The sequence below is a fragment of the Microbacterium altimontanum genome, assembly GCF_058349865.2.
Window position 1 is genome coordinate 229600 of the sequence record NZ_JBYRJB020000004.1, and the last position, 21997, is coordinate 251596.

27 protein-coding genes, 1 tRNA gene and 1 pseudogene are annotated in these 21997 nt (G+C 72.8%); 18 read left to right on the forward strand and 11 right to left on the reverse strand.

Annotation, left to right across the window (positions count from 1 at the left end):
• The first annotated feature begins 3 nt into the window (after positions 1-3).
• Together AC3RX1_RS08385 and AC3RX1_RS08390 are read left to right on the forward strand one after the other, a co-directional pair.
• Entirely contained in the window at positions 4-795 is a 792-nt protein-coding gene (locus AC3RX1_RS08385) for an ATP-binding cassette domain-containing protein (protein ID WP_491500774.1), read from the forward strand.
• 56 nt (positions 796-851) lie between these two features.
• Positions 852-924: transfer RNA gene (locus tag AC3RX1_RS08390), tRNA-Asn, on the forward strand.
• A gap of 79 nt (positions 925-1003) precedes the next feature.
• On the opposite strand, the gene AC3RX1_RS08395 is transcribed toward AC3RX1_RS08390, so the two are convergent.
• From AC3RX1_RS08395 to AC3RX1_RS08420, 6 genes are all read right to left on the reverse strand, one after another.
• The gene (locus tag AC3RX1_RS08395) at positions 1004-1936 is read right to left on the reverse strand and encodes an alpha/beta hydrolase (protein ID WP_491500775.1); all 933 of its coding nucleotides are present in this window, start codon (positions 1934-1936) and stop codon (positions 1004-1006) included.
• Positions 1933-2736: a TspO-related membrane protein gene (locus AC3RX1_RS08400; RefSeq protein WP_491500776.1), complete on the reverse strand. Its 804-nt coding sequence runs from the start codon at positions 2734-2736 to the stop codon at positions 1933-1935. The genes AC3RX1_RS08395 and AC3RX1_RS08400 overlap by 4 nt, the downstream gene beginning before the upstream one ends.
• Positions 2733-4286 carry a phytoene desaturase family protein gene (gene crtI, locus AC3RX1_RS08405; RefSeq protein ID WP_491500777.1) on the reverse strand — a complete coding sequence of 518 codons (1554 nt, stop codon included), beginning with the start codon at positions 4284-4286 and terminating at the stop codon, positions 2733-2735. Before crtI ends, AC3RX1_RS08400 begins: the two co-directional genes overlap by 4 nt.
• Positions 4283-5191, reverse strand: coding sequence for a phytoene/squalene synthase family protein (locus tag AC3RX1_RS08410; protein ID WP_491500778.1), 909 nt, complete (start codon positions 5189-5191; stop codon positions 4283-4285). Before AC3RX1_RS08410 ends, crtI begins: the two co-directional genes overlap by 4 nt.
• Positions 5192-5216: 25 nt before the next feature.
• Positions 5217-5381, reverse strand: a complete 165-nt coding sequence (locus tag AC3RX1_RS08415; RefSeq protein WP_491500779.1) for a hypothetical protein — start codon at positions 5379-5381, stop codon at positions 5217-5219.
• A 101-nt stretch (positions 5382-5482) separates the two neighbouring features.
• Positions 5483-6022: an FAD-dependent oxidoreductase gene (locus AC3RX1_RS08420; RefSeq protein ID WP_491500780.1), complete on the reverse strand. Its 540-nt coding sequence runs from the start codon at positions 6020-6022 to the stop codon at positions 5483-5485.
• Between AC3RX1_RS08420 and AC3RX1_RS08425 the strand changes: the two genes are divergently transcribed.
• The 3 genes from AC3RX1_RS08425 to AC3RX1_RS08435 all read left to right on the forward strand — a co-directional run bounded on the left by AC3RX1_RS08425 (position 6012) and on the right by AC3RX1_RS08435 (position 8303).
• Positions 6012-6521 (forward strand): cytochrome P450, encoded by a 510-nt coding sequence (locus AC3RX1_RS08425; protein ID WP_491500781.1) that lies wholly within the window; start codon positions 6012-6014, stop codon positions 6519-6521. The two genes, AC3RX1_RS08420 and AC3RX1_RS08425, sit on opposite strands and share 11 nt — an antisense overlap.
• 84 nt (positions 6522-6605) lie before the next feature.
• Positions 6606-7511: a glycosyltransferase family 2 protein gene (locus tag AC3RX1_RS08430; RefSeq protein ID WP_491500782.1), complete on the forward strand. Its 906-nt coding sequence runs from the start codon at positions 6606-6608 to the stop codon at positions 7509-7511.
• Between the two features lie 96 nt (positions 7512-7607).
• Positions 7608-8303: a sigma-70 family RNA polymerase sigma factor gene (locus AC3RX1_RS08435; RefSeq protein WP_491500783.1), complete on the forward strand. Its 696-nt coding sequence runs from the start codon at positions 7608-7610 to the stop codon at positions 8301-8303.
• Positions 8304-8305: 2 nt separating this feature from the next.
• Here AC3RX1_RS08435 and AC3RX1_RS08440 read toward each other — a convergent pair whose 3' ends face one another.
• A complete protein-coding gene (locus tag AC3RX1_RS08440; RefSeq protein ID WP_491500784.1) occupies positions 8306-9238 on the reverse strand; it encodes a glycosyltransferase family 9 protein in 933 nt (310 codons plus the stop codon).
• A gap of 127 nt (positions 9239-9365) precedes the next feature.
• Here AC3RX1_RS08440 and AC3RX1_RS08445 point away from each other — a divergent pair, with 127 nt between their 5' ends.
• The 7 genes from AC3RX1_RS08445 (at position 9366) to AC3RX1_RS08475 (ending at position 15935) form a co-directional block, all read left to right on the forward strand.
• On the forward strand, positions 9366-9920 hold the full coding sequence (locus AC3RX1_RS08445; RefSeq protein ID WP_491500785.1) for a D-glycero-alpha-D-manno-heptose-1,7-bisphosphate 7-phosphatase: 555 nt from the start codon (positions 9366-9368) through the stop codon (positions 9918-9920).
• A complete protein-coding gene (locus tag AC3RX1_RS08450; protein ID WP_491500786.1) occupies positions 9917-10975 on the forward strand; it encodes a glycosyltransferase family 9 protein in 1059 nt (352 codons plus the stop codon). Before AC3RX1_RS08445 ends, AC3RX1_RS08450 begins: the two co-directional genes overlap by 4 nt.
• Positions 10972-11946, forward strand: a complete 975-nt coding sequence (locus AC3RX1_RS08455; RefSeq protein WP_491500787.1) for a glycosyltransferase — start codon at positions 10972-10974, stop codon at positions 11944-11946. The genes AC3RX1_RS08450 and AC3RX1_RS08455 overlap by 4 nt, the downstream gene beginning before the upstream one ends.
• Positions 11943-13196, forward strand: coding sequence for a glycosyltransferase (locus AC3RX1_RS08460; RefSeq protein WP_491500788.1), 1254 nt, complete (start codon positions 11943-11945; stop codon positions 13194-13196). The genes AC3RX1_RS08455 and AC3RX1_RS08460 overlap by 4 nt, the downstream gene beginning before the upstream one ends.
• Positions 13193-13819 carry a D-sedoheptulose-7-phosphate isomerase gene (locus tag AC3RX1_RS08465; RefSeq protein ID WP_491500789.1) on the forward strand — a complete coding sequence of 209 codons (627 nt, stop codon included), beginning with the start codon at positions 13193-13195 and terminating at the stop codon, positions 13817-13819. The genes AC3RX1_RS08460 and AC3RX1_RS08465 overlap by 4 nt, the downstream gene beginning before the upstream one ends.
• Positions 13816-15162: a PfkB family carbohydrate kinase gene (locus tag AC3RX1_RS08470; RefSeq protein ID WP_491500790.1), complete on the forward strand. Its 1347-nt coding sequence runs from the start codon at positions 13816-13818 to the stop codon at positions 15160-15162. Before AC3RX1_RS08465 ends, AC3RX1_RS08470 begins: the two co-directional genes overlap by 4 nt.
• Positions 15163-15239: 77 nt before the next feature.
• Positions 15240-15935: an SDR family oxidoreductase gene (locus AC3RX1_RS08475; RefSeq protein ID WP_491500791.1), complete on the forward strand. Its 696-nt coding sequence runs from the start codon at positions 15240-15242 to the stop codon at positions 15933-15935.
• Between the two features lie 37 nt (positions 15936-15972).
• On the opposite strand, the gene AC3RX1_RS08480 is transcribed toward AC3RX1_RS08475, so the two are convergent.
• Positions 15973-17043: a glycosyltransferase family 9 protein gene (locus tag AC3RX1_RS08480; RefSeq protein WP_491500792.1), complete on the reverse strand. Its 1071-nt coding sequence runs from the start codon at positions 17041-17043 to the stop codon at positions 15973-15975.
• A gap of 84 nt (positions 17044-17127) precedes the next feature.
• On the opposite strand from AC3RX1_RS08480, the gene rfaE2 reads away from it, so the two are divergent.
• The 4 genes and pseudogenes from rfaE2 to AC3RX1_RS08500 all read left to right on the forward strand — a co-directional run bounded on the left by rfaE2 (position 17128) and on the right by AC3RX1_RS08500 (position 20116).
• On the forward strand, positions 17128-18594 hold the full coding sequence (gene rfaE2 / locus AC3RX1_RS08485) for a D-glycero-beta-D-manno-heptose 1-phosphate adenylyltransferase (RefSeq protein WP_491500793.1): 1467 nt from the start codon (positions 17128-17130) through the stop codon (positions 18592-18594).
• Between the two features lie 14 nt (positions 18595-18608).
• Positions 18609-18818 (forward strand): hypothetical protein, encoded by a 210-nt coding sequence (locus AC3RX1_RS08490; RefSeq protein WP_491500794.1) that lies wholly within the window; start codon positions 18609-18611, stop codon positions 18816-18818.
• 154 nt (positions 18819-18972) lie between these two features.
• A complete protein-coding gene (locus AC3RX1_RS08495) occupies positions 18973-19188 on the forward strand; it encodes a hypothetical protein (protein ID WP_491500795.1) in 216 nt (71 codons plus the stop codon).
• A 39-nt stretch (positions 19189-19227) separates the two neighbouring features.
• Positions 19228-20116, forward strand: a pseudogene (locus AC3RX1_RS08500) (SDR family oxidoreductase).
• Positions 20117-20175: 59 nt separating this feature from the next.
• On the opposite strand, the gene AC3RX1_RS08505 reads toward AC3RX1_RS08500, so the two are convergent.
• Complete coding sequence (locus AC3RX1_RS08505; protein ID WP_491500796.1) at positions 20176-20418, reverse strand: hypothetical protein; 243 nt, start codon at positions 20416-20418, stop codon at positions 20176-20178.
• Between the two features lie 139 nt (positions 20419-20557).
• Between AC3RX1_RS08505 and AC3RX1_RS08510 the strand changes: the two genes are divergently transcribed.
• Positions 20558-20695: a hypothetical protein gene (locus AC3RX1_RS08510; RefSeq protein WP_491500797.1), complete on the forward strand. Its 138-nt coding sequence runs from the start codon at positions 20558-20560 to the stop codon at positions 20693-20695.
• A gap of 3 nt (positions 20696-20698) precedes the next feature.
• Positions 20699-21376, forward strand: coding sequence for a DUF6766 family protein (locus AC3RX1_RS08515; RefSeq protein ID WP_491500798.1), 678 nt, complete (start codon positions 20699-20701; stop codon positions 21374-21376).
• Positions 21377-21411: 35 nt separating this feature from the next.
• On the opposite strand, the gene AC3RX1_RS08520 is transcribed toward AC3RX1_RS08515, so the two are convergent.
• Together AC3RX1_RS08520 and AC3RX1_RS08525 are read right to left on the reverse strand one after the other, a co-directional pair.
• Positions 21412-21741, reverse strand: coding sequence for a DUF7882 family protein (locus tag AC3RX1_RS08520; protein WP_491500799.1), 330 nt, complete (start codon positions 21739-21741; stop codon positions 21412-21414).
• Positions 21742-21762: 21 nt separating this feature from the next.
• Positions 21763-21969 (reverse strand): hypothetical protein, encoded by a 207-nt coding sequence (locus tag AC3RX1_RS08525; RefSeq protein ID WP_491500800.1) that lies wholly within the window; start codon positions 21967-21969, stop codon positions 21763-21765.
• Positions 21970-21997 lie beyond the last annotated feature (28 nt).

Here is a 21997-nt window from a genome sequence, read left to right on the forward strand (position 1 = left end):
GGGATGCCTCGCCGACGCGACGCCGATGTCGCCATCCGCTGCTCCGACCTGTCGATTGCACGCTCGGCTGCGCGGCAGACGTCGGCCGATCGGGTCATCGACGGCGTCGACCTCGAACTCGCGCACGGCGGCACGCTCGGCGTCCTCGGCCCGACCGGGTCGGGGAAATCGACGCTCGCCGCGGTGCTGGCCGGTGCGGCCGAGCCGGGACTGGCGGTGGTCGGCGGCGAGGCCTGGGTCGACGGGATTCCGGTGCGGAGCGCGGGGCGGGCTCGCCGGGCGCTGACGTTCTATGCCGGCCATCTGCCGCAGGGGGCGAACACCCGCCTTCCCGCGCGCCTCACCGTCGAGGAGGTCATCGCGTCTCCGGTGACGAGTCGCGACCGCCGGGTGAACAAGCGGGCGCTGGCGATCCGCGTCGCGTCGCTGCTCGACGAGCTGAAGCTGCCGCTCGGAACCAGCGTGAAGTACCCCTACGAACTCAGCGCGGGGATGCGGCAGCGCGTCGCGATCGCACGGGCGCTCATGCTCGGACCGACGGTGCTGATCGCCGACGATCTGTTCGCGAATCTCGACCTGCAGGCGCGCGACGCCGTCGTCGACGCCGTGCGCCGGCGGCGCGACGAGGACGCCATGTCGACGCTGCTGGTCGGCAACGACCGGGAGGGGATCGCGGCGCTGGACGCCGAGGTCCTCGTCCTGCGTGCCGGCCATGTGGTGGCCTCTGGCCCGTCGATGGACGAGATGCTGTGGACCCCGGGCGCCGAGGCCGATCGGAGGATCGTCGCGTCCTGAGCGCGCCGGGAAGTTTGCTACGATGGTGTGGTTGCCCGCGGGGACGCGGAGCACATTCCTCCATAGCTCAATTGGCAGAGCAGCCGGCTGTTAACCGGCAGGTTCTTGGTTCGAGTCCAAGTGGGGGAGCGAAAGCCCCGAGCTCCACCTCGGGGCTTTTTCCTTTCCCGCTCAGGCCGCGGCGATCCGGTCGTCCCGCAGCGATGCCTCAGCCGGCGGCGACCCGCTCGACGAACGCCACGCTCGCGCTGGCGATCTGTTCCCGCGCGAGGTGGGCCGGGATCGTGGGGACGCCATCGCCGCCCTGCGCCCCGTAGTCGCCGAACTGCGCGTGCGATGCCCCGTCCATCACGACGAACTGCGCGTCCGCGGGAAGATTCCGCTTCGATGCGGCGATCTTCGCCGGCGTCGAGAGCCCGTCTCTGGTGCCCGAGATCGACAGCACGGGAACGTCGAGGCTCTCGCTCAGGTCTGTCGCCGGGTAGGACGCGTACAGGAGCAGACCCGCCGCCGGCGGTGTCTCGCCCTGACCCGTGGAAGCCTGCATGGCGGCGACGGTTCCGCCGAGCGAGTGGCCCGCCGTGATCCAGGCCCGGACGTCGCGGAGCGCCCGCTCCGCGTCGCCGAGTGCGCCGAGGGCGAGGAACGCGATGCCGAGCGGCTGCTTCGCGATCACCACCGGATAGCCTGCCTCGGCGATCGGTCGCAGCACGGCGGCGTACGCGCGCGCGTCGACGAGGGCGCCCGGCTGGAAGAAGACTCCTGTCGACGCTGCACCGACCGTCGGCGTCAAGACGATCCGCGTCGGCGTCTCGATGACCGTGACCCGGGTGTCGGTGTCCATGGCGGCCACCGCCGTCGGTCCCGCCGGGTGCGGCCGCAGCCACGCGACGGCGGCGAGGCACAGCACGGCCACGACGAGGAGGACGATGCGCACGACCCGCCGTCGTCGCCTCCGCCGCCGCAGCGCCCACACGCCGCCGGCCACCGACACGACGAGCGTCGCGGCGAGGACGATCGGGTACGCCGGGTGGGCGTGCACGACGCCGCCCCACGCTGTGACGCACACCCACAGCACGACGGCAGCGCCCAGGGCTCCGACGCCGAGCTGCACCCACGACAGCGCGTCGCGACGGATCATGCGACGTTGCTCTTCGCGGCCGCCAGACGGCAGATCACCGTCGTCGCGGCGACCGCCGCCGCCGCGACGAGCGCCGCGACCGCGGCGGGCACCGAGTGCGGCTCGCCGCCCAGGCGCGCGACGGAGACCCACACGAGCCCCCAGCACAGCGACAGTGCCGGCGCGACCCGTCCGCCTCCGCGCACCGCGAGTGCCACTCCGACGAGGCCCGTCACCGCGAGCACGCCCACGGCCCATCCATCCGCCGACAGCCCCCAGCCGTCGAACCCCGACGCGACGAGCGCGGCCGTGATGTTCGCGGCCGTCGCGACGCACACCCACCCGAGATACAGGCCGACGACGCCGTCGACGAGGAGCGCCTCGGCCCATCCGCCGCCCGACGATCGCAGGCACACGGTGAAGGCGTACCCCAGCACCAGGAGCAGGAAGATGATGACCACCACGCTCACCCAGATCCAGCCGGCCTGCACGACGATGATCCACAGGGCGTTCAGCAGGAGCGACACCGCAACGGCGTAGCCGAGCTGCCGCTCGCGATCGTTCGCCGCCTGCGACGGCAGCAGCTGGCGCACCGCATACGCGGCAAGACCGAGGTAGATCACCGACCAGACCGCGAACGCCGGGCCGGCCGGGGCGATGCGGGTCGCGTGCGCCGACAGCGCACCGCCCGCCGCATCCTGGATCGGCGTGCCGCCGAAGGCACCCGAGCCGATCGCCGCGACGATGATCGCCGCGACGACGCACACGATGACGACGACCTGGCGGACCCGATCGGAGGGGCGGATGGGCGTGGTGGTCACAGGGGCTCCTTGAGGGGACGGGTCGAGGTGTCGCGGCGCAGCCGCTTGATCACGAGCTCGGCGCTGATGAGGCACATCGGCAGCCCGATGCCGGGGATCGTGCTGCCGCCGGCGTAGAAGAGGCCGCGGATGCGCGACGACGCATTCCCCGCCCGGAGGAAGGCGCTCTGGCGCAGCGTGTGGCCGGGGCCGAGCGCCCCGCCGCGCCAGCTGTTCAGGTCGGCCGCGAAGTCGGCAGGGCCGACGGTGCGCCGCGCGACGATCCGTTCGGGGAGGTCCGGGATGCCCGCCCACTGCGCCAGCTGCGCGATGGCGGTGTCGGCGACGGCCTCCACCCCGGGGCTCCCGGTGCGGTCCTCGCCGCCGCCTCCGAGGCCGGGATCGGCCGGCACCGGCACGAGGAGGAAGAGGTTCTCCGCGCCGTCGGGCGCGACGCCCGGATCCGTGGCACTCGTGCGGCAGGCGTACAGCGACGGAGTCTCCGGGACCGATGTCGGCTCGTCGAAGATCGCGGTGAAGCCGGCATCCCACTCCTCGGCGAACAGCAGCGTGTGGTGGGCGAGCTGCGGGATCCCGCCGCGCACCCCGAGGTACACGAGAACGGCTCCGGGCCCCGGAGAGCGCCGCGACCACCACCGCTCCGGGTACGTGCGCAGGCGAGGCGGCACGAGCGCGGTCTCGGTGTGGTGGAGGTCGGCGGCCGAGACGACGACGTCGGCGGGAAGTGCGCCGGTGGCACCGGATGCGTCGACGAAACGCACGCCGGTCACGTGCGCACGATGCCCGGTCGTCTCGATCGCGACGGCCCTCGTGCCGGTGCGGATGCGCGCGCCGTGGGCGACTGCAAGCTCCGCGACGGCATCGATGACGCGGGCGATGCCGCCCTCGGGATACCAGACGCCCTCGTCGAGGTCGAGATGGCTCATCAGGTGATAGATCGCGGGAGCGGCATTCGGTGAGGACCCGAGGAACACCGCCGGATAGCCGAGGATGCGCCGCAGGCGCGGGTCGGTGAACGAGCGCGCGATGGCGGCGCTGAGCGGCTCACGCAGCATCCGCGTCAGCCGTCCGGCTCGCCGCAGCACGCCGCTGCTCACCAGCCGGTGCGGAGCGGCGAAGGTCGTGTAGAGGAACGTGTCGAGCGCCACGCGGTAGGCGTCGGCGGCCGAGTCGAGGTAGGCGGCCAGGCGCGCGCCCGCTCCCGGCTCGATGCCTTCGAAGAGGGCGAGGGCGGCCGCGCGGCCGGCCGGTACGTCGACGGGGCGATCCTGCCCCTCGAAGAACACGCGGTAGCCGGGGTCGAGCCGCTCCAGCCGGAACTGCTCCGCGGTCGTCGTGCCCATCAGGCGGAAGAAGTGCTCGAACACCTCCGGCATGAGGTACCACGACGGCCCGGTGTCGAAGCGGAAGCCGTCGCGCTGCCACACGCCGGCGCGGCCTCCGATCTCGGGCCGCCCCTCCAGCACGGTGACGTCGTGGCCCTCGCGGGCGAGGAGGGCTGCCGTGGCGAGACCGGCGATTCCCGCGCCGATCACGACGGCGCGGCTCATCCGTGGTTCCCGTTGCGGTGGACGGCGCCGCGCAGGCCGGCGAGCTCTGCGCGGGCGAACAGCGCCGCCTTGACCGCGGGCGGAACGCTGACCCGGGTCGTCAGGATGTGTGCGGCGGGCACGGCGCGCAGGCGCGCGCTGAGGGCCTGGAACAGGTCGTGCGCGGCGACGACGGCGCCGCGGCAGCCGAGGGGCAGCTCATCGATCGCGCTCCGCGCCGCGCGGAGGTCGTCGTCGATGTCGTCGAGCAGGCCGTTCTTCTGGGCGTCGGTGAGCGCATCGGGGTCGATCGCAGGGAAGTAGTTGCGTCCCAGCAGGCGCCAATCCGTCGCCAGGTCGCGGACGAAGTTCACCTTCTGGAACGCGGCGCCGAGCCGGCGGGCGCCCGCCTGAAGGCGCTCCCGGCGCGCGGGGGAGCAGTCGACCCCGAGGAGGAACGCCTGCAGGCACATGAGGCCGACGACCTCGGCGGAGCCGTAGATGTACGTCTCGACCTCGGCGCGCGTGAACGGGGCAGGATCGAGGTCACGGCGCATCGAGGCGAAGAACGGTGCGGTGAGCGCCGCGTCGAGCCGCGCTTCGCGAGCCGTGTCGGCGAACGCCTGGACCACGAGATTCGCGCTGTACCCTCCGGCGAGGGCGCGGGCGGTGTCGCGCTCCAGGTCGTCGAGGATCTCGCGCTGTCCCGACCGGTCGACGCCGGCCTGCGCGGCGGCGCCGTCGACGATCTCGTCCGCCACTCGCACCAGGCCGTAGATGTTCCGGATGTGGCCGCGTGTGCGTGCGTCGAACAGCCGCGTGGCGAGGCCGAACGACGTGGAGTAGCCGTCGATCACGCGGGCGGCCGCGGCGCGTGCGCAGTGACGATAGCGACGCAGGCTCGCGTCTGTCGCCGTCGTCGTCATCGCACGCGCTCGCGGCCGCTCGTGGTCACGTGTTCCGGCGACCGGTGATGGTGCGCAGGAGCCAGGCGATGATCGCGATCACGAGCAGGATGATCCCGATCCACAGGAGCCATTTCACCGCGGCGACGAAGCCGCCGACGAAGAGCAGGACGATGGCGATCACCGCGAGGATGATCAGAAGGATGTTCATGTGCTTCTCCTCTTCTGACGCCGGCGGGTCCGGCGTTCGACGTGATGCTGAGACGCTATCGGTGCCGGGGCATGCGGCGCACCCCCTTGCGCTCAGCCCCATCATGCTGTTGAGGGAATGGACGGCGGATGCGTGGCCGTCCGGCGGCGCGCAGCACGGCCCGCGAGAAGTCCGCCCATCGGTGCGGTCCAGACGTCGTGCCCCCGGGCTCCCCACCGCTCCAGCAGTCGGTTGGCGGCAAGGAACCCCGTCGTCGCGGCGCGCTCCATGAGCGCGACCGGCAGTTCGCAGCGCACGGCATCGCCCGCCAGGACCAGCTGCGGCCACGGCGTGTCGACGCCCGGCCGCTGTGACCACGGCGCCGGCGTGACGAGTCCGCAGTCGTCGCGCACCAGGATCTCCCGGTGGAGGGCGTGCGCATCCGTCGTCTCCGGATACACCTCCGACAGGCGCCGCCGCATCTCGGCGACGAGTGCGTCAGCGGTCGCCCGGTCGCTCATCACGGCCGGGTCGCACGCGATCCGCGCGCTGCGGCGGAATCCCGGGCCGAACGTCGTCAGCCATCTGCTCGCCGAAGGGTACGGACCCGCCGACATCCTCGTCGAGTGCGTGACGTAGGGCACCGCCGGCATGGTCACCACCCGGGAGTTCATCGCGATGGCGTGCTGGCATCTTCTCGACGATCCGCGCCTTGCCGACCGGTACCGCATCGCCGGTCGGGACGAGCGCTTCGCGATCCTGGAGGAGCTCATCCGGCTCGAGCCCGTCGTCGGTCATCTCTACCGGCGCGTGCAGGACGAGTTCACGATCACCGATCGTGAGCAGTCCTGGGTGCTGCACAGCGGCGACCTCGTCGACGTGTGCGTGCGGCAGACGAACGCCGACCACGACGCCGTCGGCGATGATCCGCTCGGCATCCGGCCGGGCAGGGCGATGCCGCCCGGAGTCGACGCAGCCGGGCTCACGTTCAGCGACGGCGCGCACAAGTGCCCGGGACGCTCCCTCGCCATCGGGGAGACGGATGCGCTGCTGAGCGACCTGCTCCGGCGCGACCCGGTGATCGCGACCCCGCCGGTGCTGGGGTGGAATGACCTCGTCTCGGGGTACACGCTGCGCGGAATGACGCTCCGGCTCGGGTGACAGGGCTCGGTTCGACGATCTCTCGCCGTCTGCGGCGTGTCAACCCGGTGGCAGGGCGGCGGGGCCTCGGCTGAACCTGCGACGATGACTTCCCGCCGTCGTGCCCGTGACTGGGCGCACCCCGTCTCCGCGGCACGCCCTGCTGGCCCGGACCCGGCCCTCGACGTGCTCATCCCCACCGCCGGGCGACCCGCCGAGCTCGCCGTCACCCTCGCCGGTCTCGCCGCTCAGGACGACCCCGCGTTCCGTGTCGTCGTGAGCGATCAATCGGATGACGAGGAGCCGCTCGGATCGCCCGCGGTGCAGGCGATGGCCCGCGTGCTCGCGGCGCAGGGCCGCCCCGTCGAGCTCATCCGCCGACGGCGGCGCGGAATGGCGGAGCAGCGCGCCTTCCTGCTGCACCGCTCCCACGCCGACGCGGTGCTGTACCTCGACGACGATGTGTGGCTCGAGCCCGGCGCCCTGCAGACGATGCACACGGCCCTGCACGAGCTCGGCTGCGGGTTCGTGGGGATGGCGGTGCAGGGGCTGTCGTTCCTGGGCGAGGAGCGGCCCGACGAGCAGGAGCCGTTCGCCGTCTGGAACGGCGCCGTCTCGCCGGAGCGGGTGCGCCGCGACACCCCCGAGCACGATCGCTGGCGACTGCACAACGCCGCGAACCTCACGCACATCGCCCGCCATGTGGAGTTCCCCGAGACCGGGTGGCTGCCGTACCGCGTCGCCTGGGTCGGCGGGTGCGTGATGTTCCGCCGGTCCGCCCTGACCGCCGTGGGCGGTTTCGACTTCTGGACCCGGCTGCCGGCGTCCCACGTCGGGGAGGACGTCGTCGCCCAGTGGCGCGTCATGGAGCGCTTCGGCGGCGCCGGCATCCTTCCCAGCGGCGCCGTGCACCTGGAGTCGCCCACGACGCTCGACGACCGGCGCATCGACGCACCCGACGTCATCCTGGCGCCCGCGCAGGGCGCTCCGCAGCGTCGCACGACCGCGTGACGGCAGGGGGAGCAGTACTCCGCTTCTCCTGCTTCTTCAAGCCCCTCCACAGAAGCGCTTCTCCCGCTGAGCATGGCGCACGAAAGGGAGGCCGAAATGACAGCTGACATCGCGGACCGCACGACCCAGCTCGTGATCGGGAATCTCGCGCTCGCCCAGTCGATCGCCCGCCGGTTCGGGCGCCACGACGCGGGGCGCGACGAAGACCTCGTGCAGGTGGCCTACCTCGGCCTCATCAAGGCCGCACGCCGCTACCGAGAGGGCCGCGGAGCCGGATTCGCCGCGTACGCCGCACCGACGATCGAGGGCGAACTGAAACGCTACCTCCGCGATCACGGCTGGTCAGTGCGCCCCCCGCGTGCCGAGCAGGACCTCAATCGCCGGATCCTGCGTGCAATGCCCCGTCTCGCCCAGGAACTGCAGCGCACCCCCTCGCGCGCCGACGTGGCGCGCGCGCTCGACGAGTCGCCGGAGGCGGTCTCCGCCGCCGTGGCCTGCGACGGGTCGCTGCGCGCCGTGTCGCTCGACGCCCCGGTGCACACGGATGCGTCGACGACGCTCGCCGACGCGCTTCCCGACGAGCGCGCCGGAATCAGCGTGTACGAGCAGCGCGTGATGTTGTGGGCGGCCCTGCGCACCCTTCCGGCGCGCGAGCGGATGATCGTGTATCTGCGCTTCTTCGAAGACCTGTCGCAGCAGAGCATCGCCGAGCGGATGGGGGTCTCCCAGATGCACGTGTCGCGGCTCCTGCGCCGCACGCTGGAACGGCTGCGGCTGGCGATCGGCGCATGACCTCACACGTCGAGCCGGTCGATCGCCTCGAGCACGTCGGCCGGGGTCACGGCGAGGAGCGCCGGATCGGGGTCGGGGGCGAAGGCGTCGCCGCGCCGCACCGATTCGTCGGTCAGCGCGATGTGCGGACCGGGCGGCGGTCCCCATTCGGCGACCGGCGCAGGGCCGAACAGCACCACCGACGGGCGACCGTACGCGGACGCGACATGAGCGGCCCCGGTGTCGGCGGAGACGACGAGCCGGGCCGCGGCGATCGTCGCGATGAACACATCCAGATCCATCCGGCCCGCGGCGACGGCCGACCGGTCGAGCCCCGCGCGTTCGGCGACCGCCACCGCGCGCGCACGGTCGGCTTCGCCGCCGGTGACGAGCACATCGTGCCCCGCGGCGGAGAGGGCGGCGGTGATCGCCGCGAACCGCTCCTCCGGCCAGCACCGCGAGCCGTACGCGGCACCCACATGGACGACGGTCGGGGACGGGAGCGCGGGTGCCGCGCGCGGCGGATCGAGGGCGAGCTCGCCAGGATCGGCATCGACGCCGAACGCACCGACGAGGCGCACCCAGCGCTCCCGCTCGTGCAGATCGTCGCGCCACACCGGTTCCCGCGGGTCGCCCGGCACGGCCGGAATGCGATGCGCGATCGTGAGCGGCGCGCGCAGGTCGCCGACAAGCCGCCGGCTGCGCGCACCCGAGCCGTGGAGGTTCACCGCCACGTCGACCGAGCCGGGCGCGAGGGGGATCGGCGCGTCGAGGCCGGGGACGGGCAGCATCTCGTCGACCGCGCCGACGAGGTCGACGGCGGGCGCGAGCCAGCCCGTCGTCGCGAGCACGATGCGGTGGTCGGGGAACGCTCGCCGCAGGCCCCGCAGCGCCGGCACCGCGACGAGCAGGTCGCCGAGCTTGAGTGCGCGCAGCACGAGCATCGTCGGGGTCATGCGGGAAACGATGCCCTGCGCCGCCCGGTCCTGTCCACCCGGAGCGGCTCCCGTCGCGGACTGCAGGGCGGCGCGGCGACGTCGGCCCGCCGGTTTGGAACCTGCGCAGCGAGGGGACGGTGAGGAGATGACTGTGACAGGCCTGCCGGACGCGGTGCTCTTCGACCGCGACGGCACGCTCGTCGAGGACGTGCCGTACAACGGCGATCCCCCCGCCGTCGTGCCGCTGCCCGGTGCCGCTGCGGCACTGCGGCGCCTGCGGCTGGCCGGAGTGCGCACGGGGCTCGTGTCGAACCAGTCGGGGGTCGGCCGCGGATACATCACCGACCAGCAGGTCGGCGCGGTGAACCGGCGGCTCGAGGAGCTCGTCGGGGCGTTCGACGTATGCCTGTACTGTCCGCACGCTCCGGATGCCGGCTGCGACTGCCGCAAGCCCGCGCCGGGCCTCGTGCTGATCGCATGCGAGATCCTGCGCGTCGACCCGGCTCAGGTCGTCGTGATCGGCGACATCGAAGCCGATCGGCTCGCGGCCGAACGCGCCGGGGCGACCGCCGTCCTGGTCCCGAACGACGCGACCCGGGCCGACGAGGTCGCGCGCGCGCCGCGCGTCGCCGCGACCCTGTCCGCGGCCGTCGATCTCGTGCTCGCCGCGGTGGACCACCCGCTGGAGGTGGCCGGATGACGCGCGTGCTCGTGGTGCGGCTCGACAGCGTCGGCGACGTGCTGATCTGCGGCCCCGCCGTCCGGGCGGTGGCAGCGGGGCACGACGTCGAACGGGTGACGATGCTGTGCAGCGCCGCCGGCGCAGCGGCGGCGCGCCTGCTGCCGGGCGTCGACGACGTCCTCACATGGGACTGCCCCTGGGTCGTCGTCGATCCACCGCCCGTGACGCAGAGCCGCATCGACGCGACGGTGCGGACGATCCGCGCGGGCGGGTTCGACCGGGCGATCGTGCTGACGTCGTTCCACCAGTCGCCGCTGCCGGTCGCGCTCATGCTCCGCATGGCGGGCATCGGTGACATCACGGCGGTCTCGGTCGACCATCCGGGCGCCCTGCTCGACGTGCGCCTGATCCCCGGCGAGACGTTCGTGGAGGACCGCCCCGAGCCGGAGCGCGCGCTCGCGATCGCCGCGGCCGCAGGTTACACGCTGCCGCCCGGCGATGACGGCAGGCTGCGGATCGTCGAACCCGGCCCGGTACCGGCGGGCTTCGGCCTCACCGGCGGGTACATCGTCGTCCATCCCGGGGCGAGCGCTCCCACGCGGCGCTGGCCCGCCGACCGGTTCGTCGCCGCCGTGCGGCTGCTGCACGAGCGCGGGCACGGGATCGTGGTCACCGGCGACCGCGCCGAGCGCCCCCTCACCGCCGCGGTCTCCCAGGGCGGCGGGATTGCCCGCGACCTGGGCGGCGCGCTCCCGCTGCGGGCGTTGGCCGCCGTGCTCGCCCGCGCGTCGGTGCTCATCTGCGGCAACACCGGTCCCGCGCACCTCGCGGCCGCGGTCGGCACTCCCGTCGTGTCACTCTTCTCGCCGGTGGTGCCCGCGCTCAAGTGGGCGCCGTACGGGGTGCCGACCATCCTGCTCGGCGACCAGGACGCTGCATGCCGGGGAACGCGGGCACGGGAGTGCCCGATCCCGGGCCACCCGTGCCTCACGCACGTGCGGCCGGAGGACGTGGCCGATGCGTGCGAGCGTCTCGCCGCCCAGGCAGCCCGCCTGGAAGGAGCCTCCGCATGAGGATCCTGTTCCGTCACGTGCACGGGGGATACGCCGACAGCTTCCTCCGCGGCGACCACGAGTACCTCATTCCGACGACGGAGCCGCTGCGGCTGTCGGAGCATTGGCCCGGCGCGCGCATCGTCGACCCGGGCGCACTGCGCGACGAGCCGATCGACGTCGCGGTCCTGCAGAGCCCCGACGAGATCGAGCAGGTGCACGACGCCACCGGTCGGCGTCCGGGGCGCGACGTGCCCGCGGTGTACCTCGAGCACAACGCCCCGCGCCCGTCGGCGGCCCACTCTCGGCATCCGCTCGCCGACCAGCACTCGATCCCGATCGTCCATGTCACGCATTTCAACCGGCTCTTCTGGGACAGCGGCCGCGCCCCGACCACGGTGGTCGAGCACGGCATCCCCGATCTCGGCCGACTGTACCGGGGCGACAGCGCGCGCATCGGGGTGGTGATCAACGAGCCCGGACGCCGCGGCCGCACCACGGGCACGGATCTCCTGCCGGCGTTCGCCGCGATCGCCCCTGTGGACGTGTTCGGCATCGCGGCGGCGCAGGCCTCCTCCGGACGCGGGTACGGAGTGCACGACGCCGGCGATCTTCCCGCCGACCGGCTGCACGCGGAGCTTTCCGATCGGCGGCTGTATCTGCATCCGTATCGGTGGACCTCGCTCGGCCTGTCGCTGCTCGAGGCGATGATGAGCGGGATGCCGGTCGTCGCCGTCGCCGCCACCGAGGCGATCCGCGCGATCCCCGCCGGCGCCGGCGTCGTCTCGACCGAGCTGGACGAGCTCGTCCGCGGGGCGCGAGCCCTCATCGCGGATCCGGATCTCGCGCACGAGATGGGGGAGCGCGGGCGGGAGTACGCGCTCGAGAACTATTCACTCCCGCGCTTCCTCGCCCGCTGGGACGAGGTGCTGACGCACGCGGTGGCGATGTCCGCGCCGCGCGCCCGACGAACGGTAGGAGCGACACGATGAAGATCGCGATGGTCTCGGAGCACGCCAGCCCCCTCGCCGCCGCCGGCGGAGTGGACGCCGGCGGCCAGAACGTGCACGTCGCGGCGCTCGCCGGCACCCTCGCCGCCCGCGGCCATCGGGTGACGGTGTACACGCGTCGCGACGACGAGGCGCTGCCGCGCCGCGTGGCGATGCGCGACGGCGTCGACGTCGTGCACGTCGACGCCGGACCCGCGCGCCGCATCCCCAAGGACGACCTGCTGCCGCTGATGGCGGAGTTCGCCGACGACCTGCTCTCGTGCTGGAGCGCCGACGCCCCCGACGTCGTGCACGCGCACTTCTGGATGTCGGGGGTCGCCTCCCTCGATGCGGCAGGACGGATGCCGCAGCCGGCGCCCCCGGTCGTGCAGAGCTTCCACGCGCTGGGCCACGTCAAGCGTCGCTTCCAGGGCGCCGACGACACGAGTCCCGCGCAGCGCCGGGAGCTCGAGCCGTCCGTGGGGCGGAACGCCGACCTGGTGATCGCGACCTGCTCCGACGAGGCCTTCGAGCTGCGCGGCATGGGCGTCGCTCCCTCCCGCATCGCCTTCGCCCCATGCGGCGTCGACACCGCGCTGTTCACCCCCGAGGGCGAGTCCCGCGACCGCACCGCCGCCTTCCGGGTGCTCAGCGTCGGGCGGCTCGTGCGCCGCAAGGGCGTCGATCTCCTCATCGACGCGCTCGCCCTGCTGCGTCGGCGCGGCGTCGACGATGTCGAGCTCGTCGTCGCCGGAGGCGCTCATCCCGAATCGACCATCGGCACCGATCCCGACGCCGTGCGCCTGATGGCGCACGCGCAGCTGCGCGGAGTGGCCGACCGGGTCGTGTTCCTCGGTCAGGTTCCCCACGCCGAGCTGCCCGCACTGCTGCGGTCCGCCGACACCGTCGCATGCACGCCCTGGTACGAGCCGTTCGGCATCGTGCCGCTGGAGGCGATGAGCACCGGCGTTCCGGTGATCGCGGCGGCTGTCGGCGGGCTTCGCGACACCGTGGTCGACGATGTCACCGGCATCCACGTGCCGCCCCAGGACGCCGCCGCGATCGCCGCGGCGGTCGAGGCGCTGCGCCGCGAGCCGGAGTGGGCCCGCGCCCTCGGACGCGGCGGCCGCGCACGCGCCGTGCAGCGGTTCACATGGGAACGTGTCGCGCTCGACACCGAGCGCGCCTATCGCAAGGCGCTGGCCGGTCGCGCTCATGCGCCCCGTACGACGACGGCGGCGGTGGGACGATGAGCACCACGACGTACGCCACCCGGGCGAGCCAGACCGCGCACGTCGCCCTGTCGGAGCACCTGCGCCAGCACGCCACGACGCTCCAGGCGCTCACCGCCGACATCCCGGTCATCCTCGAGTGGGGGCACGACCTCGCCGACCGGCTCCGTCGCGGGCACCGGCTCATCGCGGCGGGCAACGGCGGATCGGCGGCCGAGGCCCAGCATCTCACCGCCGAGCTCGTCGGCAGGTTCGACGGCGAGCGGGCGCCGTTCTCGGCGATCGCGCTGCACGCCGACACGTCCAGCATCACGGCGATCGGCAACGACTACGGCTATGACGAGGTGTTCGCCCGGCAGGTCGCCGCCCACGCACGGGCGGGGGATGTCGTGATGCTGCTGTCGACGAGCGGTCGCAGCCCGAACCTCCTGCGCGCGGCCGGCACGGCGCGCGCCGTCGGGGCGGAGGCCTGGTCGCTCACCGGTGAGGCGCCGAACCCCCTTGCCGATGTCTGCGACAGGTCGCTGACGCTGCCCGGGACGGGCGCCGCCGTGCAGGAGGCCCAGCTCGTCGTCATCCACATGCTGTGCCGGGTGTTCGATGCGCACATCCGTGACCGTGGCGACCGGGGAGGACCACGATGAAGATCGGCGTGATCGGCGACACCCTCCTCGACGTCGACCTGATCGGCGACGCCGACCGGCTCGCCCCCGACGGGCCGGTGCCGGTGGTGTCGGTGCGCGACAGCATCCGCCGCCCCGGAGGCGCGGGACTCGTCGCAACGCTCCTCGCACACGACGGCGTCGACGTCGCCCTCGTGACGGCGCTGGCGGATGATGCGGAGGCGGACGAGCTGCGCACCGCGCTTCAGGATCGGGATGTCGAGCTCGCGACCACGAGCCTGGCCGGCGCGACCCCGGTGAAGACGAGGCTGCGAGCAGGCGGCCACACCGTGGCCCGCATCGACTCCGGCGACGCCTTCGGACATCTCGACCCCTTCCGCACCGACGCGCTCACCGCCCTCGGCGACTGCGATGCCGTCATCGTCGCCGACTACGGGCGCGGTGTCGCAAGCGATCCCCTGCTGCGCCGACTGCTGGAGAGCCGTGGTCCCGGGACGCCCATCGTGTGGGACCCGCACCCCCGCGGCCCACGACCCGTGCCCACCGCCGCCCTCGTCACGCCGAACGCCGCCGAGGCCGCCGCATTCGGCCACGTCGTGGGCGAGAGCGCGCGCGCCGCCGCCCTCGCCGCCGCGGCGCTGGTGCAGCGGTGGCAGGTTCCCGCCGTCGCGGTGACCCTCGGCGAATCGGGCGCCGTGCTCGCGCGCCGGGGCGTACCGCATCCCCACGTCGTGCCCACGAGCCCGGTCGCCGCCGCCGACTCCTGCGGCGCGGGCGACCGCCTCGCTGCCTCCGCCGCCGTCGCGCTGGCCCGCGGGGAGGATGTCGCGTCCGCCCTGGAAGCGGGAGTCGAGTGTGCGAGCAGCTTCATCGCGGGAGGCGGCGTCGCGGCGCTGCACGGTGAACCCGAGCGCCGGCTCTCGTCCGCGGAGAGCGTGGTGGCCCGCGCGCGTGCGACCCACGCGCGCGGCGGGACCGTCGTCGCGACCAGGGGGAGCTTCGACGCGATCGACGCCGGCGTCGTCCGGCTGCTCGCCGCCGCGCGGTGCCTCGGCGACTGCCTCATCGTGCTCGACGAGGATCCGCCGGGCGCAGGCGCCCGCCGGCCGACGGCGGAGCGGCGCGAGATCCTCGCCGCTCTGCAGTGCGTCGACGCGGTCGGTGCCGCCGGTGAGGGGGCGAAGGCGGAGGCGCTGCTCGACCAGCTCCGCCCCGATGTCTGGGTCGTACCGCACGGCGCCGAGACCGGGCCGGCCGAGCGAGCGGTGATCAGCCGCTGCGGGCGGGTCGTGACGGTGGCCGCACGGGCGCCGCACCCGGTTCGAGACGACCGGGATGCGGCGCCGCTGAGCGCCGTCGGATGACGCCGCCGGCGGATGAGCGGCGCGAGCGCGCCGATTCAGAGGCGCACGTGTGCGCCGGATGAGAAGGAGGAACGTCCATGACTGCTGACCGCCCGATCGGGAACGTGCTGATCACCGGGGGAGCCTCCGGGCTGGGCGCCGCCGTGGCGACGGCCGTGCGTGAGGCCGGGGGGCGCCCCCTGGTCCTCGACCTGCACACCCACGGCGTCGACGCCGATGCGCACGAGGTCGACGTCTCGGATTCGGCGCTCGTCGACAGGGTGGTGCCGCAGATCATCGCCGATGCCGGCGGCGTGGACGCGGTCGTCACGGCGGCGGGCATCGACCGCCCCGGCCTCTTCTCGGAGGTCGCGACGGCGGACTGGGAGCGCATCGTCGCCGTGAACCTCCTGGGCACCGTCGCCGTCGTGCGCGCCGCGCTGCCCGCCCTCACCGCCGCGCACGGCCGCGCCGTGCTCGTCGCGTCCTCGCTCGCGCTGCGCGCCCTGCCGGCCGCCACGGCCTACTGCGCGTCGAAGTTCGCTCTCGTCGGGTTCTCGCGGGCGCTCGCGCAGGAGCTGCAGGGCAAGGTCGGGGTGACGACGGTCTTCCCGGCGGGAATGGACACCCGCTTCTTCGACGGCCGCGACGCCCAGTACCGGCCGGCTCCCGACGCGCATCTGATCGATCCGGCAGCGGTGGCCGACGCCATCGTGTTCGCCCTGCGGCAGCCGGCGGGCGTGGAGCTGCGGGAGTTCGTCATGTGTCCCGACGACGAGCCGTCCTGGCCGTAGGAGCGCAACGCGCGTCGGGGCCGCGGGCGGCGACGGTTCACGGCGCCGCGGCGAGCTCCCGGACGTCGGCGAGCACGGCCGACACCGGCACATCGGCGACGAACGACACGTCGTGCGTGCACCGCGGGGCGGTCCAGCCGACCTGGGTCACGTCGACGCCGCACACCGGGCACGCCGCGGTCCACGCCATCTGCACGCGGTGGCGACGCCGCGACAGCGGAGCGCCGTTGATGACATTCCCGATCCAGAACACTCCCGCCGTGGGGGTGCCCACGGCGTGCGCGAGATGACGTGGCCCGCTGTCGTTCCCGAGGAACACCGTGGCGGCGTTCAGCAGCGCGATGAGCTCGCTGAGGCTCAGCCGGCCGCCCAGCGACTCGACGCCGTCGTGCCCGGCGAGGCGCGCCACGCCGTCGGCCACCGCGGCGTCGCCCGAGTCGCCGACGACCGCGACACGCCATCCGTCGCCGGCGCACGTGCGGGCGACCGCGGCGAAGGATGCGGCGGGCCAGCGCCGACGCGGATCGGTTGCGCCCGGATGTACGACGAGCAGCGGGCGGTCGGACTCCGGCCACCGCGCGCGGGACAGTTCACGCTCGGCGTCCGTGACGTCGAGCTGCGGCTCCGTCAGGGCGGGCGACGCGCCGGCGAGGGAGGCGACCTCGACCCAGCGGGCGACCTCGTGCTGGTAGTACACGTACGGCAGCGTCCGCTCGAGCGGCGCCGCGTCGGGCGTCTGCAGCCCGACCGAGTGCCGCGGGTGCAGCTCGCTCAGGAACGGGTTCGAGAACCGTCCGCCCCCGTGCATCTGGCACGCGAGATCGATGTGCAGCGCCCGCATGCGGGCGAAGAACTGCTCGCGGCCGGCCGCGTCGTCGCCGTGCCCCTGCACACCCGGAGTCTCCGGCAGCACCTCCACGCGGTCGACCGCACCGCGGCGTCCCTCCAGCAGCTGACGGTGCGCCGCGGTGCCGAGGAGCACGATGCGGGCGTCGGGATACGCGCGGCCCAGGGCTTCGACTGCAGGGAGCGCGAAGACGAGGTCGCCGAGGCCGCCCCCGCGCAGCACGGCGATCGTCGCCACACCCGCGAACCTGCCGTCGGTCATGCGTTCCTCACTCCCTCTGCTTCCCCCGGCGACGAGTGTTCGAAACGAGGTGTGATCGTGGGCGGTCGTGGGTAGGAGAAGGAGATGGTCGATGTCGTCGAAGCTGTCGCGCAGAAGATCGAGGAGCAGCATCCCCGGGTCACGGTGCTCGGAGCGGCCATGCTCGACCGCTGGGTCACCGGTCGCGTCGAGCGCCTCTCACGGGAGGCGCCGGTCCCGGTCGTCGAGGTGCACGCGACGAAGGAGTGCGCGGGCGGTGCCGGCAACACCGCGGCGAACCTCTCCGCTCTCGGCGGTCGCGTGCGCATGCTGACGGTGGTGGGCGGGGACGACGAGGGCCGGCGGCTGCGGCACCTGCTCGAGGAGAGCGGAGTGGACGTGACTGCGGTGGTCGTCCGTGACGGCGCCGACACCCCGTGCAAGACGAGGATCGTCGGCAACGAGCAGATCCTCGTACGCGCCGACGTGCCGTCGGCGCTGCGGCTGACCGCCGCCGAGCAGGACGAGTGGGCTGCCGTCGTCGCGGCGATGGAGGCCGACGAGACGCTCATGGTCTGCGATTACGCGAGCGAGATGTTCCCGACGGCGTTCATCGGGCGGCTCGGCGCGCTCGCCCGCTCGTGCCGCACGATCGTCGACTCGCACGACCTCTCGCGCTGGGCGGCCCTCGAACCCGACATCGTGACGCCGAATGCGGCCGAGGCGGAGCGACTGATCGGGATGCCGCTGAACGGCGCGGACCGGGGAGCGGTGACCGACGCGCACCGGGCCGACATCCTCACCGCCGCGCACGCCCACCGTGCCGTCGTCACGCTCGACCGCGACGGCGCCGTCGCCCTCGACGGGGAAGAACCCGCCCACGCGACGCTCGCGCGGGCAGTGCCGGAGTCGCAGACCGCGGGTGCCGGCGACACGTACGCGGCCGCCCTGGCCCTCGCCACCGCCGTCGGCTGCGACCTTGCCGACGCGGCCGACATCGCGCAGGCGGCCGCCGACGTCGCGGTGCAGCGCGTCGGCACGAACGTGTGCACGCTGGCCGACCTGCGCGGCGGGCGCCCGCACGAGGATGCCGTCGTCGCCGATCGCACGGCGCTCCGGGCGGTGCTCGATGCCGAGCGACGAGCCGGCCGCACCGTGGTGTTCACGAACGGATGCTTCGACATCCTCCACCCCGGGCACACGGCCTACCTCGCCCAGGCGAAGGCGCTCGGCGACATCCTGGTCGTCGCCGTCAACGATGACGACTCGGTGCGCAGGCTCAAGGGACCGGAGCGCCCGGTGAACACGGTCGACGACCGGGCGCGGGTGCTCGCGGCCCTCCACTGCGTCGACTACGTCATCCCCTTCCCTGAGTCGTCGCCGATCGCGCTGCTGTCGCTGCTGCGGCCGCAGCTGTACGTGAAGGGCGGCGACTACACGCCGGAGATGCTCGACGAGACGAGCGTGGTGCTCGCCTACGGCGGGCAGGTGAAGACGCTGGGCTACTTCCCGACCTACTCGACGACCTCCGTCGTCGAGCGCATCACCCGCGGCCGCGATCCCGCGGCCTGACGAAAGGAGCACGGATGTCCGATTCGACAGATCCGCACAAGCACGTCGACGTGCCCGACGAGGCGCAGGTGCCCGGCCCCTTCCAGGGCTCACCGGACGAGAAGCACGCCGACACCGGCCGCACCGGCGACGACCAGGACTCCGGCGGCGACGGCTCGCAGGACGACGGCGACGAGGGCGACGAGGACCGGCCCGGGCAGCGCGGCGGCGCCGACGCATCCTGAACCGGATATCCCTCCTCACCCGGATATCCCTCCTCACCCGGCTATCCGCGCACGGACGCGGTGTCAAGCCCCGTACCCGGCCTCGTCCCCGGCGGCAGACTTCACGTGAGTCCCGGAGCCGGCCGGCTCCGGGACCGGGAGGAAGGGAGCCGACGTGACCGAGAAGACGATAGTCCCGCCGATCCGCACGTGGTGGCCGTACCTGACCGCCGGAGCCCGGCACGAAGTGCTGCGCGACCCGCACGCGCCGCTCGGCGAACGCGTGCGCGCCGAGATCCGCACCATCACCGAGCAGAGCGTCGAAGACGGCGCACGGCTCGACGACCGCGATGTGCAGTTCGCCCACGAACAGATGGAGACGGTCGACTGAGCCGAGCCATCCCGCCGATCGACCGAGAGGAGCACTGCCATGACCGACACGTCCGCCGCCGATCCGCACGATGAGCACCGCACCGAGGGGTTCCCGCCGCAGGGGCAGGATCAGCCCGCGACCCTCGATGAGACGACACCCGACCCCGGCCACGGCGAGACGAGCTACGTCGGCCACGGCCGGCTCGCCGGGCGCAAGGCGCTCGTGACCGGCGGCGACTCCGGAATCGGGCGCGCCGTCGCGATCGCGTTCGCGCGCGAAGGGGCCGATGTCGCGATCGTGCACCTGCCGGAGGAGCAGGAGGATGCCGATGGCACCGTCCAGCTGATCCACGAGGCGGGCCGCGCGGGCCTGAGCCTCGCGGGGGGATCTGCGCGACGAGGACTTCGCATCGTCCATCGTCGACCGCACGATCGAAGCCTTCGGCGGCATCGATCTGCTGGTGCTGAACGCCGCCTACCAGAAGGACCGCAGCGGGATCGCGGAGCTGGAGACGGAGGAGTTCGACCGCGTCCTGCGCACGAACCTGTACGCCATGATGTTCACCGCGCGCGCCGCGGTGCCGCATCTGCCCGCCGGCGCCACGATCACCGTCACCTCCTCGATTCAGGCCTTCCAGCCGTCGCCGGGGCTCATCGACTACGCCATGACCAAGGCCGCGCAGGTGGCCTTCGTCCGCGCTCTCGCCGAGGAGCTCGGTCCCCAGGGCATCCGTGTGAACGCCGTCGCCCCGGGACCGGTCTGGACGCCGCTGATTCCGGGGACCGGTTGGGATGAGGACAAGCTCGCGTCGTTCGGGCAGGACACTCCGCTCGGCCGAGCGGCGCAGCCCGCGGAGCTCGCGGGCGCTTATGTCTACCTCGCCTCGGGCGACGCCTCATACGTGTCCGGCGCCGTGCTCCCGGTGACCGGCGGCAAGCCGCTCTGACACGATAAGGGCGACGCCCCGGCGGGGCGTCGCCCTGTGTCACGTCTCGCCGCGCGGCGTCAGCGTGGATCCTCCACGCGCAGGTCGTCCGGCCCGTCGTCCGTGTCATCCGTCGCCTCCGGCTCATCCTCGGGCAGCATGTCGCCCTGCCCGTCGGGGCCGAGCTCCGCGTCGAGCGGATCGTCGTCCTGCGTCTCGGGCTGCAGGCTCTCGTCCTGCGCCTCGATGTCCTGCATCGGGACCTCTTCGTTCTCGTGCGGTTCGTTCGAAGGGTCGTACCCCTCATCGGCGATGCTGACCATGCCGGCTCCTCTCACTCGGGGACACCACGGTGCCGGGACGGCGACCGGGGCGCACGGGGGTTGACACGGCAACTCCCGATCTGCCGCAGCGAAGTCAAGCCCCTCGACAGCAGCGAGGCGCGCATGGTCGAGTGCGACCATGGTCGACAAGATGGTGATCAGACGAGTACGCGGCGAACGCGACGACCGGGGACGGCCCGTCATGTTCGCCACCTGGACCGCCCTGATCTTCGCCGGCCTCGCCGTGATGATCGTGATCCCGCTGATCGGACGGTGATACGTGAAACGCTTCCTGCGCGACAACGGACTGAGCCTGTGCTTCCTCACGATCTTCCTGCTCGCACTGGCGGGCCAGTCGCTGGCCGGCTGGTTCCAGCAGAACGAAGACGCCCTGCAGCATGGGACGAGCACGATGGGCTACGGCGAGTTCATCACCTCGTCCGCCTTCCTCGTCGATGTGGCGGAGAACTGGCAGAGCGAGTTCCTCCAGTTCTTCCTGTTCATCCTCGCGACCGTGTGGCTCATCCAGCGCGGGTCACCGGAGTCGAAACGCCCCGGTGACCAGGGCGTCGGCACCGACCGTGAGCAGAAGGTCGGGCGTCACGCTCAGCCCGAGTCGCCGCGCGGGGCGAGGAGCTCGGGCTTCGCGGGATGGCTCTACGCGAACTCGCTGCTCATCATGATGGGAGCGATCTTCCTGCTGTCATGGTTCGCGCAGTCGCTCGGCGGCGTGGTCGTGATGAACCAGGAGAATGCCGAGCACGGTCAGCCGGCGATCACGTGGGCCGAGTACCTGATCGAGCCCGACTTCTGGAACCGCACGCTGCAGAACTGGCAGTCCGAGTTCCTCGCGGTGGGGTCGATGGTCGTGTTCAGCATCTACCTGCGTCAGCGGGGGTCGGGCGAATCGAAGCCCGTCGGCACCGCGCACATGACCACGGCGGAGGAGTCGTCCTGACCGGAGCCGTCGCCGTGGGGCTCGCGTCCGGGCGCCTAGGCGCTCTGGCCGGGCTCCATCGGCTCGACAGCCTCGGGTTCGGGGGTCAGATGAAGGCCGGTGAGTGAGTTCGCGGTCGCGGCGAGCTGCTCCAGCCACTCGCGATTGAGCTGCGGCTGACGGCTGCCGTAGTACGTGAAGACGAGGTTCGAGCGTGAACTCAGCCAGACCGTCGTGCGTCCCTGGCCGACGGAGGGGTCGTCCTTCCACGTGAAGCCGAACGGCTCGTCCCGACGCAGCTTGTCCATGATGACGAACTGCAGGTGTGCGAGTGCCCTGTCTTCGACCTCGGTCTTCGCCGACCCCTCGTACACGAACCGCCCCATAGCGACCATCCTTCCGGCATGTCAGCCCTCGCGTCGCCGATTGACCTCGGCGTCATGCGCATCCTTCTCACTACCGCGCACAACGATATCGGGTGCGGTGTCGTCCGGCGCGCTCTCCGCACCGTAGGTGTTCCGCGCCTGGTCCTCGTCCGTCGTCTCGTCATCCTGCTTCCGGTCGTCCGCGTCGCGGTTCGCATCCTCGCCCATGGCGTCCTCCTCGCGTGTCATCCCGGCAGGCTAGAGCGGCCTGGCCAGA